Annotated in this window: 8 protein-coding genes; 1 reads left to right on the top strand and 7 read right to left on the bottom strand. The window is 35.1% G+C overall.

The genetic code is table 11. The features are described from left to right. Positions 1 to 57: 57 nt before the first annotated feature. The 7 genes from AAEO59_RS14400 to AAEO59_RS14430 form a co-directional block, all read right to left on the bottom strand. Positions 58 to 759 (bottom strand): hypothetical protein, encoded by a 702-nt coding sequence (locus AAEO59_RS14400; RefSeq protein WP_341701450.1) that lies wholly within the window; start codon positions 757 to 759, stop codon positions 58 to 60. Then, complete coding sequence (locus AAEO59_RS14405) at positions 756 to 3,386, bottom strand: rhamnogalacturonan lyase (RefSeq protein WP_341701451.1); 2,631 nt, start codon at positions 3,384 to 3,386, stop codon at positions 756 to 758. Before AAEO59_RS14405 ends, AAEO59_RS14400 begins: the two co-directional genes overlap by 4 nt. 140 nt (positions 3,387 to 3,526) lie before the next feature. Beyond that, positions 3,527 to 4,576: a pectinesterase family protein gene (locus AAEO59_RS14410; RefSeq protein WP_341701452.1), complete on the bottom strand. Its 1,050-nt coding sequence runs from the start codon at positions 4,574 to 4,576 to the stop codon at positions 3,527 to 3,529. A 329-nt stretch (positions 4,577 to 4,905) separates the two neighbouring features. After that, the gene (locus AAEO59_RS14415; RefSeq protein ID WP_341701453.1) at positions 4,906 to 6,498 is read right to left on the bottom strand and encodes a hypothetical protein; all 1,593 of its coding nucleotides are present in this window, start codon (positions 6,496 to 6,498) and stop codon (positions 4,906 to 4,908) included. Between the two features lie 19 nt (positions 6,499 to 6,517). Next, complete coding sequence (locus tag AAEO59_RS14420) at positions 6,518 to 8,539, bottom strand: RagB/SusD family nutrient uptake outer membrane protein (RefSeq protein WP_341701454.1); 2,022 nt, start codon at positions 8,537 to 8,539, stop codon at positions 6,518 to 6,520. An 11-nt stretch (positions 8,540 to 8,550) separates the two neighbouring features. Further along, entirely contained in the window at positions 8,551 to 11,907 is a 3,357-nt protein-coding gene (locus AAEO59_RS14425; protein ID WP_341701455.1) for a SusC/RagA family TonB-linked outer membrane protein, read from the bottom strand. Positions 11,908 to 12,289: 382 nt separating this feature from the next. Next, entirely contained in the window at positions 12,290 to 13,117 is an 828-nt protein-coding gene (locus AAEO59_RS14430; RefSeq protein WP_341701456.1) for an alpha/beta hydrolase, read from the bottom strand. 47 nt (positions 13,118 to 13,164) lie between these two features. On the opposite strand from AAEO59_RS14430, the gene AAEO59_RS14435 reads away from it, so the two are divergent. After that, positions 13,165 to 13,662: transposase (locus AAEO59_RS14435; RefSeq protein WP_341701457.1), on the top strand; the 498-nt coding region annotated here is incomplete at its 3' end.

The following is a 13,662-nucleotide window of genomic DNA, read 5'->3' on the forward strand; positions in this document are numbered from 1 at the left end:
GATGAAAGTATTTAATTTTCTGATTTTATCTATTATCTAAAATTACTTTGTTCAAAATTATTTGTAAGTATAAGTTACTATCGAAGTCGAATAAGACCCTGACTTATCGATAGTATTAATTTTAATTTGATAAGTAGCATTCAATACTGCTGCAAAATCAGCAATTGAAGTAACCGTTTGATTGGTTAAAGACTGAATCACTACATTGTCTTTTTTGATTTCAATATCGTATTTTAAATCTGCTGTTGTAGAATCCTCATCTTTACCTATCCAAGACAAACTTGCCATGCTGGTATTTTTGTTTATACTAAAATTTATTATAGCTGCATAAGGCACATAGTTCCCAATTGGATTTCCGGGTGTGGTAAAAGAATTAGTAGCACTAGCGTTTACTCCATCTTTATTTTTAGCAGTTACCGTCCAGGAATAGGTTTTTCCTTTGTCCAAAACCACTTTGTAAGAAGTAGTGCTTATTTCTTTTTTAAATACTTCAGTCCCAGCCTGAGTTACTACCAAAAAATAAGAAGTGGCATAAGTTGCAGAAGTCCAACTAAAACTAATTTCCGCTTTGGTATTATCACTGGCAACAACAGTATAGACACTACAGTTTTCACCATTAGCAGGAAGAGACAAATTAGATTTTGCCGGCAAATTCACAACTGGATCTCCATCAGAATTACCTCCCCCTCCACCACAGGATACTAAAAGCCCTAAAGCAACAAAAAAACATATTGCTTTTATATTTTTTATTGTTCTCATTTCAAAATAACTTTAAATGTTTGTACTTCGGCTCCCTGAGTAATTCTTACCAGATACATTCCTACTGTAAATCCTCTTAGATTGATACTGTTAGTAGTGTTATCTACTTTTTGCTCCAACACTAGTGTTCCACCAGTAGTGTACACTTGGATCAAACCACTGTTTACTCCTTCAACATTTACTACATCACTTGTTGGATTTGGATGTACAACAGCTATTGAATTCATTTTAAAATTATCTTCAATAATCCCTTGACAATCGCTGTTGGTTTCTATGGTTACCGTATTTGTAGATTGAAGCAAATTAGCATCAATTTCAATTTTAGCTGTTTCGCTGCTGGCTGTAATGTAAGTACTGCTAACACCATTAACGGTTACATTATACTCATTGCTTCCAGAAACATTATAACTTACCGTTTTGTTATCTTCTTCTCTCTTAGCAGTCAGAGCCGAAATTTCTTTGACAACTGCAGTATAACTTTCCTGAAACGAAATGGAAGGAATCGCAACAGTAAGCACATAAGTTCCTGCTGCAAAATCTGATTTCACCCAACTACTTGCAGTAGTGATAGTTTGATTATTTAATGCTAGGTTAAGTCCATTTCCTGTAATGGTGAGGTTATACGTATAGCCGTTCAAATCAGTACTAATACTAATTTTCCCATTAGCTTTCCCAGGACAAGTAGGTGTTTCAACATACACTTTAAGTTTTGGAGCTGCAGTTGTGGAATGACCTGCAATCGTAATGTTAGGAGTAGAAATATTTGCGTCCATATCCACACCCAAATAATAGCCTGGATGCGGTGGTTGATTATACCCTGAATTTTGCCAGGCAATTGCCACTCTGTACTGAGGATCATGCATCAAAGTATATAATTTATTTGTAGTAGGAATATTGGTTGTATAAATCCTGATGGAAGTATTATCATCCTTACGGAAGATTACCTCCTCTCTCCAGTCCCCAAAAAGATCAGCACTTAAACATGGTGTTGCTTTGGTGGTATTGTTTGATGAATATCCTGTAGCCGTAAGGATATTAACTGTTTTTCCATTAATATAATCCCATTTGTCTATTTTATTAGAATCTAATAATTCCCGATTCAAATCTCCATCCCACCAAATAGAAAAATTCTGTGTTGGTTTTTTATTGCTGATAAGATTGCCTTTACAGTCCATTAAATAATTTGTGGTAGTTGTCACGCCAGAAGCGTCTTTTACACCAGCACTGCCGAAACATTCATATCCTTTGTAGCGTGGGTCAATATCTGCAGCATTGCAACGGCCTACATCAGTATTTGCAGGTAGTCCCCATAATGTTGCCCCTATTTTGGCATCCAAAAATACCAGACCATTTGTTTTATATTTAGCCGGTTCTTCTAAGCACTGCCATATTTCCATTCCCGGTCGATCCGGATCCATATCTGTCATATGCAAAGCATCTCCATGACCTAAAGTATTGGCGTATAATAGTGTTCCATCGTCGTTAATGCCACTGGAACCGTTAAATATTTCGTCTTTACCATCTCCATCAACATCACCCACGGTCATTTGGTGATTTCCCATCCCTGCTGCTCCAGCATTTCCGGAAGTATTGCTGTCAAAAATCCATCGTTGGGAAAGGGTACCGTTTCTCCAGTCCCAGGCCACACGTACTAATCTGGTATAATAACCACGTCCCATTACTAAACTTGGTTTTACCCCATCAAGATAAGCAACTGCAGCTATAAAACGATCAACGCGGTTACCATAACTATCCCCCCACGAAGAAACGGTTCCACGAGCTGGTAAATAATTAGTGGTTGCCATAGCTTTGCCGGTTTCTCCGTTAAAAATGGTCAAAAATTCAGGTCCCGACAAAATGTAACCCAAAGATGTTCCTGATGTAACTCTGTAATCGGCATTGGCATCACCAATGACAACTCCGGTTCCGTCAATGGTTCCATCTGCGGTTTTACAGGCTATTTCGGCTTTGCCGTCTGAATCCAGATCATACACCATAAATTGAGTATAATGCGCTCCGGCACGAATATTTTTTCCTAAGTCAATTCGCCAAAGTCGTGTTCCGTTCAATCGGTAGCAATCGATATAAACATTGCCGGTATAGCCTTTTTCAGAATTATCATGCGAGTTAGATGGATCCCATTTTACAAATATTTCATATTGTCCATCACCATCAACGTCACCCACGCTACAATCGTTTACTCTATAGGTGTAAGCGACATTGTCTGGAGTGGTACCTCCGGCAGGAACTTGCATTGGGATATCCATATATTGATTGGCCCAAACGCTAACTGCTTCCGAAGTTTCTTGTTCTGTGCCATTGACGATAGCACGAACAGTGTAAGTTCCGTTAGTTGTAATTGTATGGGTATAATTGGTAGTTGTGCTAAAAGGACTTCCTGTTACTTTTACTCCGTCACAATATAAATTGTAGCTTACGTCTTTTGGTTCTGTCCCCAGCATTCTCCAGCCAACATAAACTTGGTTGGTATTCAATCGCATAGCGACTAAACCTCTGTTTAATTTTTCAACATTGCGCTGGGCAATTAGTTGGGTGGTTATTCCAAATAAAAACAGCACTAAAAAGGCTGTTCTCTTGAAAAGAAACATTTGTATTTTTTGGTTCATAGTTGGTTAAGTTGGTTGATATAAAGGTTTTAATACATAAAATAATCTGTTGGTTAAACTTAAATTGAGATAAAGAACAACATAAATAATCAAAAAAATAATATCATCTTGATCGAAGCCGTTTGGACTCATCCAGAAATTTATTTTTTATATAAATCAGTAATGATTTTCTTCGGATTCCAGTTATCAATAACTGGCTGTTCAGCAAAGCTAGATTTAAAAATATTTTCTACACTATATTCTTTTGCCTGTTCTGCTGTTAAACTTTTTGACCATTTTACCCTTTGATTGAAAGAAGCTCCAGTACCCGTAGAATTGTATTCGATATATCTAGCTGTCTGTTCATTTTCAGTTTTTCCCCAGTTGTTCCAACCTTCTGGTTTAATATGCGCAGCCATTTCGCATTGAACAAATACAGTATTTGCATAAGGTCGCCATGGTCTTCCTAAATAATAGCTGCTATTTCCTGAATTTGTAGTCAATTTGCAATTTAAAAACACCAAGCCATAAGGAATCTTTTCCAGAGTACTGGCTGCGGTTAAGTAAGAACCTCCTTTTTTTGCAAAAATTTCGCATTGATCAAAAACAGCAGTTGAGGCACCAAAAATAAAATCAGTTGTTCCTTCGATATAGCAATTTTTATAATACTGTCTACTTGTTGTACTACGAGGGTAAAGCGTATCCTGAAAACCCAGAAATTTACAATTATCAAAAATAATTTTATCTCCATCAACCCTTACCGCTACTGCCTGACCAACTGGTCCTGATGAATTTTCAAAAGTGATATTCTGAGCTTTAAAATTATCGGCTGTAACAATAAAACTTGCTGATCCCGAAGTCCCAATTTCTTTTCCTTCACTATTTTTCTTAGAAGCATAATCATCAAAAGTAAGAATAACTTTATCTTTACTTTCTCCAATTAAAGTAATGTTATTTTTATCTTTAGTTATTTCCAATTTTTCTTTATAAACACCATTTTTAATTAAAATTACTGTCTCCATAGCATTAAACGATACAACTGAATTCAAAGCTTCCTGAACTGTTTTAAAATTACCTGTCCCATCAGCAGCAACAACTATATCGTATTTTATTTTTTCTATTTGGATTTTACCTTTTCTGGAATAACTAGTTGCCTCAACTAAAAAACTGTTCATTAAAAAAACAGAAGCTATCAAAATTTTTGCAATCATTATTTTATTCATATTTATCATTAGTACTATTGTCTGAGTCAAAATTTTCTCCCGACAAATTATTATTACTATTTTTTGATCAATTGTTTTTTAACAAATGTAAAAACTACATCAATCAAACTATGGGATAAAAAACAATTTGAAGGGGGACATATTACTATATTAAAGTAATTGGAGAAAAAACAAATAACTGGTGGGACAGTTTTGATTATTGTTTTAAATACAGATAAAATGCAACAATGAATACTAAATATCCCTTATTAGTTTTGAATTAATTCAATCTTTAAAAAAAGAGGGGAATTCTGAAAACTCCCCTCCTATAAAAAAATCTAGTTAAACCATCTTTTGTCACCGGCAACTCCTGTACCGGCAAAACCTATTCCTTCTTTAATATGGAAATCCCCATTAGCAGGATCTACAAAAATACCATAGATATTTAATGGAACTACTGTTATACTAGTAAATGGTCTAGTATCAACAATCATATCGTTTGTCATGTAATTACCTGCGTATGATATTGGAATATTTCCATAATTTCCATTGGTACTATTAATTTTACCACCTCCGTTAGGACCTCCTAAAATTAGATTTTGAATAGAGACCTGCGAAGGCTTATTATTGTCAAATAACCAAAGATGACCCATTGACGTAGAAATATTTACGCAAGTAATATTCATAAAATTAACTTTGGTAGCAATACGAATATCCCCAAATCTGGTACTGATTTCTGTAAGTGTACAATTTGAAACATTTAACGAGCCTACAGCAGTGGTACCTCCAAAATTAAACATTCCCCAACCTCCAGTATTTGAAATCCATGAATTGTTTACAAAAATATCTTTTATGACAGTTACACCACTGGCTCTTACAACCGAATTGATATTAGAAATAGTACAACCTTCAATGTAAATATTGTTGACTTTTTTACCTCCAAGATCAATAAAGAAATTTCCTGATGAGGTTGTCGACAAATATTGAATTATGATATTACTTATCTGAGTAGCAACATTAAATCGGGCATTTGTCAAAATTGGTAATTCACCATTTGCTCCTGCAGATCCCGTAAAAGCAATATTGTTCACTCCTGTAGGCACCATAATTTCTCCTCCAATTGCATAGGTCTTTCCAACTTCAAACTCCACCGTAATATCAGTAGCGCCACCTAATACAAGGTTGCTTAAAACGGTATTGATACTCGTTGCATTATCTGATTCTAAAACCTTATAAACAGAACTATTCGAAATTCCTGTTGTAGTTATATTTAAAGTTCCGCGATTATTGGTTCCATTAAAAATCTTAGCAACATACTTAGTTCCAATACTTAAATTTTCAAAGCTAAGTTCACCAGCTGTTATTTGTTGCTGGTTTAAAGTAACCTCCTTTAGCACCTGCATTTCACTGTTATATAAAACAACTTTGGTTACATTTGGAGTCACTGTCCATTTCAGCTTTACACTATTCGTTGTTGGAAAATAATTAGTGAAAATCTGCTCTGGTGGCGTTTCAAAATAAATTTGATTATAACCCGATTGCATACCGGATGATTCGTCGATACTTTTCATTCTTACTGAATATTTGGTAGTACCATCTAATCCAGCAAACATTTCACGATATTCCACTTTAGTTGGATTATTAGAATCTGCAAAAGGTTTCAAACTCCCTGCAGAAAGCTCGACCGTTTTTACAATTTCCTTAAATTCTAAACTGTCTTTGCTAAATTCAAAAACATATTTAGTTGCCGAAATGGATTTAGTAAACTTCAATTCAGCCGAAGTAGACTGAACCTTAGAAACCTCAAATATTAATGATCTAAAAAGCCTTTCGTGTCCCGGTTCAACTTCCCAATCATTATAATCTTTTTCGCAACTCACCATAAAACAGGAGAGTATTGAAACTACAAAAATTATTATACTGTTTTTCATTTAAATTAAGTTTAATAGTTTAATAGCCATATGAATTTGTCAAGAAACCTTTTGACTCAAATACATCTTCATAATAGATTGCAAAATACTGTCGGTAATTACAGTTTTTATTCCCCATTGTATATTGAGCGAGATTAGCTTGAATCTCGCCACCATTTGTCATAGAGCTAAGGAAACCTGAATAATCATATGTTTTATTTATTCCGGTAGCTGCCAATAATACTTTTGTAGGATTATCTAAATACGTTCTGCTGGTTCCACTGGTTGGTTTTACGATACTCTTTGTAAACCAGGATGCGGACTGATACTCTGCACCTGGGCTAGCTCCTAGATTAGTATAAAAATTGATCGACTTTTGGTCAATATATTCAGCATCTTTGAACTTATAATAAATGGTTTGTGGAAAATCAGAAGGCTGATAAGTTTTATCAAAAATGGTTACAGGTACTTTATTATCCAGCATTAAACAAAGTGTTTTTTTCATTGCTTCAATTTTTTCTGATAACAATCCCCAACGGCACAAATCACCTTTACGAATAGATTCGCAACCAAATTCCCAAGCACGCTCATTAACAATAGCATTGAAAAAATCAGCATCATATTGTTTAATTTTTGGAGAACCAGCGCCAAAAGCACGTTCTCTTACTTTTTCTAAGGCCTGACGTGGCGAGATTCCTGCTGTAGCATTTACAACATCCGGACTAGTCAATTTACTCTGAGCTTCGGCAAACATTAAATAAATATCTGAATAGCGCATCAAAATCCAGTTTACCCCTGTTGCAATACGGGAATTAGCTGTTTTATGTAAAGTTAAATAGGAAGGTGACATCCAGTAAATTCGCCATTTTGCAAAACTTACATTCAATGCATCTGTCTTCATTGTTTCTTTATTGGTACTAGCATAACTTGTCCATGTTAAAGTAACATCGCGACGACTATCATCACGATCAAAAGAATAAAAATAATAAGCTTGAGAAGCCACATAACTTCCACCAAAACCTCTCGAACCGTATTTTGTATTAGATGCTACTTCATAACCCATCAAGGAACCAATATCTCCGTTATTTCCTAAACCAAAAGCAACTTCAAAAAGATTTTCGTTATAGGAATTTTGTTGTAAATTACATACTGTTTTCCAGATATTTTCATAACTAGGATCCAGCGCATGCGGATGTGCCGAACTTCCTAAAATTTCCGCTGTTTGCTGCGCTGCTATTTGATAAAAATCTCTCCAATTTTTAGCTCTACCCACATAATAACCGTTTTCTTCCTGTATAGTTGGATGATGCTCAACATCGGCATCAGGGAATAAATTACCATCGCGCAAAGACCATCCTCCGGCATAAAGTGCAACCTTTGCCAAAAGTCCTTTTGCGAAAGCTTTATTAATACGCTCTGAAGTCGAATATTCAGCATTGGATTTTAACCATGGTAAATAATTTACAGCTTCAGTCAAATCTTCTACCAAACCTGCATATATAGTATCTCTATCTGTTTTTCCCATATAAACATTAGTAAGGTCTGATTTAGATGCTTCTCTCTTGAATGGTACATCGCCCCAGTATTTCACTAATTCAAAATAAGCCATTGCTCTAAGCGTCAAAGCTTCTCCTAATAGCGGTTTCATTTCGGCAGCTCTGGTCTCAAAAATTGGGGATTTTCTAATTCCATCCACAGCTGTAGAAGCTAATTCAGCAAACTCATACAGCGTTTGCCATTTTGTTGTAGTGTTATAAGGATCATCATAAAAATTTCCGGCACCCGAATCACTACTGGTCGAATTATAACCTGTAGTAGAAAACCCTGAATTGGTTTCAATATCCGAAACTCCCTGCCAGTTTACCGATAACTTTTGACCGTAAATATAGGTATCAGTCATCTTTCCGTAAATTCCCATAATGGCAGCTTTAGCCATTGATGGTGTTTTAAAAACGGTTTCTGAACTTAATTTAGAAGGCGAAGTTGTTTCCAAAAAATCATCACTACAGGAGAACAATCCCAAAGCAACAATAATGAAAGAATAGTATATTATTTTTTTCATAATCTTATTAATTAAAATGTTACGTTAGCTCCAAATAAAACTGTTCTTGCTTTTGGGTAAGCTGACCAGTCCAATCCTGGTGTTAATGGAGAACTGTTTGTACTTACTTCAGGATCCTGACCTGAATATTTTGTCCAAACTTTTAAATTATTTCCGGTTACATAGCATCGGATTTTTTGAATGAATCTTCCTTTTGCAATACTTTCAGGAAGTGTGTAACCCAATGTTAAATTACCAAGTCTTAAAAAAGAACCGTCTTCAATTGCCCAATCGGTAACTATTGTAGAATTGGATAATGGATGCCATATTTTAGCATTTTGATTAATCTCTTGTAACAACTGCGGATTAGCATCGGCACCAAACATAATATTGTTTCCTGTAGTAGGGTCAATGGTTGTAAAACGATTTTCTAAACTCATAATAGTACTTGCATTATTATAACGCTTAGAACCGCTGAAAGTAGTATTATCAATTTTATTGGCATTGTAAATATCATTACCATACGACCAGTTAAACATGGCCGACAAATCAAATCCTTTATAAGAAGCATTCACAGAAAACCCTCCTGTATGTTTTGGTTGTGCTCTACCAATAACTTTACGGTCTTCATCTGGATTGATAACTGTACCTGTACCACTTAATTTTTTAAGTTTCATATGTCCCGGTCCAAAATAATTCCCTGAAGTTGTAATTACTTTAGAAGCATCAACAACTCCCGGATTCAAAATCCATTTCTTTTGAGTGTTATCATACGTAAAATCATCAAAACTGTAAAAACCATCTGAAACATAGCCATACATTAATCCAACTGGTTCTCCCACTCTGGCTCTGTAATCATCACGACCAACATTAGGCGCCCAATTCGTAGCAGCAATCATTTCACTTGAACCGTCTAAACTTTTTACTATATTTTTATTAAATGCTATATTAAAATTTGCCGACAATTTGAATTGATCTGCATCAATGATATCTCCTGATAATGCAAACTCCAATCCTTTATTAGAGGTACTGCCTATATTTTGATATTGCGATGTATATCCTGAATTTGAAGGTAATGCAACTGCTAAAATTAAATCCTTAGTATCGATTTGATAAGCGTCAATACTCAAATTCAATCTCTGATTAAAAAAACCTAAATCAAGACCTAAGTTGGTTGAAACCGTAGTTTCCCAAGTCAGGTTTTCATTTTTTAAAGTCGTCGAAGGTTTTAAAGTACTCTGAGCATTATTACCGATATAAATCAACCTGTTAGCCGACGATTCAAATGTATAATCTTGTCGCCAGTAAGATCCTACACGGGCATTCCCTACTTCACCATAACTTAAACGGAACTTAGCATTGGATAACCAGTCTTTGGTTTTTTCCATAAATTTCTCTTCTGATAATTTCCAAGCAAAAGCAGCTCCCGGAAAGAATCCCCATCTGTTTTGAGGAGCAAATACATTTTTACCGTCTAATCTTGAAGTTGCACTAAAAATATATTTATTCAATAATGTATAATTGATACGCCCAAAATAAGAAGCCGTTCTACTAGGCTCGTTAATCGTGGTATAAGTTGGTAATGGAGTTCCATAATTCCACATAGCTAATACGTCCTTGGCATTGAAATCACCCGGGAAAAATTTAGATTGTATTAATGTTTCACTAGTATGTGAATCGCGTGCTTCCTGTCCTAATAAAACATTCAATCGATGATTCGATTTACTAAAACTTCCATCGTAACTTATGGTATTTTGCATAGACCAGTCGGCCCCTTTTACATCCTGACGTTTGGCAACTGGCTGACCTCCATTGGCACTGGCCTCTCCTGTATTTTTCAACCAAATATTATCGGTAAAATTTCTATTAACAGCATAACTACCCTGAGAAACAATAGTAATTCCTTTAAAAGGTTTAAAGGTTATACCTCCATTCATTGTAATATTAAGATTGTTTTGCTCTTTATATTCGTTTGAAATATTATAAATAGGATCATTAAGACTACTTAAAGCCTCAGCAGAAGTTATGTTATCACTTGTACCCAAGAGAGCACCCGGATCTAGATAGGTCAAACTTCTAACTGGCGCATATTTAATTCCGTCTCTTAATTTACTTCCACTGGAAACACTAGGTCCGGTAATGATGGTATTGGAAAATCTGGAGTTAAAATCCAAACGGAATTTGGAACTAATCTCTTTATTTAATTTAAAACTCAGATAATCTCTTTTATATGAAGAATTTATCATTATAAAATCTTCAAAATCATGAGTATAATTTACTTTATACTGCAATTTTTCATCCCCTCCGGTCAAACCTAAATCGGTATGGGTTTGAAATCCGGTATTACCATATAATTTTTCCTGCCAGTCAAATCCTTTTTTAGATTTGTAAATATCTCGATCACTCCACAAACCATAAGCAGAATAAAAACTGGTACCCGAAACGCTTGATCCTGGATCAATCTCTTTTTGAAAATATACATATTCGTAAGGAGATAAAACATCCGTTAGATTATAAGTCTTTTTTAAACCTGTATAAGCATTTGCAGTAATCTCTACTTTTCCTTTTTTTCCTGATTTAGTCGTTATCAACACTACCCCATTTGCTCCTTGAGAACCATAAATCGCTGCAGAAGAAGCATCTTTAAGAACATCTATAGTTTCAATATCTCCTGGAGGTATATCATTAATACTGTTTACCTGAAAACCATCCACAATATATAATGGCGAATTATCCTGAGTAATAGAACTTCCTCCTCTTACTCGTACATTAATTCGGGCATCTGGAGCTCCTTCGGTAATTGTTACGTTTACTCCGGCTAATCTACCTGCTATAGCCTGTAAAGCATTGGTAGCCGGAATATCCTTTAAATCCTTCATATTTACTGAAGCAACAGAACCGGTTAAGTCTTTTCTTTTAGTCGTACCATACCCAATAACAACAACCTCTTCTAATTTACTAGAAGCTTCTCGCAAAAGTACATTGACTACTTTCTTTCCGGAAACCTCAACTTCTTGAGTTTCCATTCCGATATAAGTAAAGACTAAAACAGCATTTGAAGCAACATCAGGAAGAACAAAATTTCCATCCATATCAGTTACTGTTCCTTTTTTAGTCCCTTTAATAAGGATCGAAACCCCAGGAATTCCAATTCCTTTACTATCAGCAACTTTTCCGGAAATTTTTATTTGTTGGTTTTGAATAAAACCGGAAACAACACTCTTTTTATCAAAACTCACTGAATGTGTATTATTATTCAATAAGTTTTTAGTTTTTTCATTAGCGAAGACTGAACATGAAAAAACTACCATCATTAATAAGGCTAAATGCTTTTTTTCGACAAAAACAATGCCTGAGCCAAAGTGATTCCTTGACAAATTGTTATTCATAATTTTTGGTTTAGTGGTTAATTTTTTTAATTTTTCCTTGAAGCTGGTTAAGCTTTCAAATTTTAAATCCGGTTATTTAATACCATTCATAAATACTTTTTTTAGTTTAACATTTATTCGTTTAGTAGTTTGACAAATCTAAAAACTAGCGTTCTCATACATAGGGTCAAAACACAATTTAGAAGGGGACATATCACACGAACGCCCTATTTATATTAGTTTTAGCAAAAACAAATGAAATTTTACAACAGATTTTTTTAAGGTATTTTGAAATTAAAAACACAAACATCCAAATAGAATATTTGATTATTTTTAAAAAGAAAAAAGTGTAATTATTCCGGTAAAAGAATAATTACACTTTCAATAAATTGAGATGAATTGGTTACAGCTTTTTATCAATTACTGATTTCAAAAAACCCATTTCCTTTAACCAAGCTTCGCATAAAACGGTCCAAAGTTCTGTAGAACCGGGATTGTTTCTTAAGGCAATTGAATGCCCTCCATGCGGAAAAATATGCAAAGCCGATTTTATATTAGCTTTTAAAAGAGCTTCGTAATAATGCACACTATTCAACGGATTAATTACCGGATCATTAGCCGCACAAACTACAAAAGCCGGGGAAGTCGTATTGCTTACATTTAATTCTCCCGAAAAAAGGCTTTCTGTTTCCGGAGATGCTTTTTCGCCCAATAAAGCATCATGACTTCCTCTATGCGCATTTTGCTTCATACTGATAGCACCTGAAACCACAATTTGAAAATCAGGTTTAAAATCAGTTGTATCTAAAGCATCATTTATTTTCGAATAATCCTCATTGATGGTAGCCAGATTCACAGCCAATCCTCCGCCTGCTGAACATCCCATTACTCCAATTTTATTTTTATCGATGCCCCATTTTGTGGCATTATCTCTAACATATTTCACAGCTCGTTGACCGTCCATTAAAGGACCAAATGCCGGATTTTTCAAATCGGGGGAAGTTGGCATTCTATACATGACCACAAATGCGTTCACCCCAATGGTATTGAACCATTTTGCCAGTTGAAGCCCTGCAATATCATAAGTCAGTTTCTGATAGCCACCCGGTGGAAAAATTAAAACTGCCGTTCCTGAATTTTCTTCTTTTGAAGTAAAAAAAGCATACATTCCCGGCACATCAACCTGAGTAACGTCAGTCTGTGAAAAAACTTCCGTTTTTGTTTCAAACAAATATATAAAATAGTTTTATAAAAAGCAGATTTTTCGTATTTTTAAGAATGCAACACATTTCAGGAATCTCCCGCCAACAGTTACAAATCAGCAGTCTTGAAGACAAAATAGCTTCGGACAATCCCGTTCGTTTCATAGAAGCCTTTGTTGAGCATATCTCTCTGGAATCGCTTGGTTTTAAGGCCAAAACCATCAAGACCGAAGGACGCCCGAGCTTTGACGCCAAAGTGTTTCTCAAAATCTATTTATACGGTTATCTCAATGGACTTCGAAGTTCCAGAAAGCTTGAAAAAGAGTGTATCCGCAATATCGAATTACAATGGCTTTTGTGTGGCATTGTACCGAATTACCACAGCATATCCGATTTCAGGAAACAGAATCCATCAGGATTAAAAAAGTTGTTCAAACTCTTTGTTTCTTTTCTTAAAGATGCCGATTTGATTGCAGGAGAAACCATTGCCATCGATGGTACAAAGAGTCGTGCCCATAATAGCAAAAAAGCCAATTTCAGTCAAAAGAAAATCGACCAACATCTGGCTTATATT

The sequence above is a fragment of the Flavobacterium flavipallidum genome, from assembly GCF_038289905.1.
Classification (GTDB): domain Bacteria; phylum Bacteroidota; class Bacteroidia; order Flavobacteriales; family Flavobacteriaceae; genus Flavobacterium; species Flavobacterium flavipallidum.

Excerpts from the sequence above, each read along its gene's own strand:
- AAEO59_RS14425 (WP_341701455.1), bottom strand. The coding sequence starts at position 11,907 with ATGAATAACAATTTGTCAAGGAATCACTTTGGCTCAGGCATTGTTTTT.
- AAEO59_RS14415 (WP_341701453.1), bottom strand. The coding sequence starts at position 6,498 with ATGAAAAACAGTATAATAATTTTTGTAGTTTCAATACTCTCCTGTTTT.
- AAEO59_RS14400 (WP_341701450.1), bottom strand. The coding sequence starts at position 759 with ATGAGAACAATAAAAAATATAAAAGCAATATGTTTTTTTGTTGCTTTA.
- AAEO59_RS14410 (WP_341701452.1), bottom strand. The coding sequence starts at position 4,576 with ATGATTGCAAAAATTTTGATAGCTTCTGTTTTTTTAATGAACAGTTTT.
- AAEO59_RS14420 (WP_341701454.1), bottom strand. The coding sequence starts at position 8,539 with ATGAAAAAAATAATATACTATTCTTTCATTATTGTTGCTTTGGGATTG.
- AAEO59_RS14405 (WP_341701451.1), bottom strand. The coding sequence starts at position 3,386 with ATGAACCAAAAAATACAAATGTTTCTTTTCAAGAGAACAGCCTTTTTA.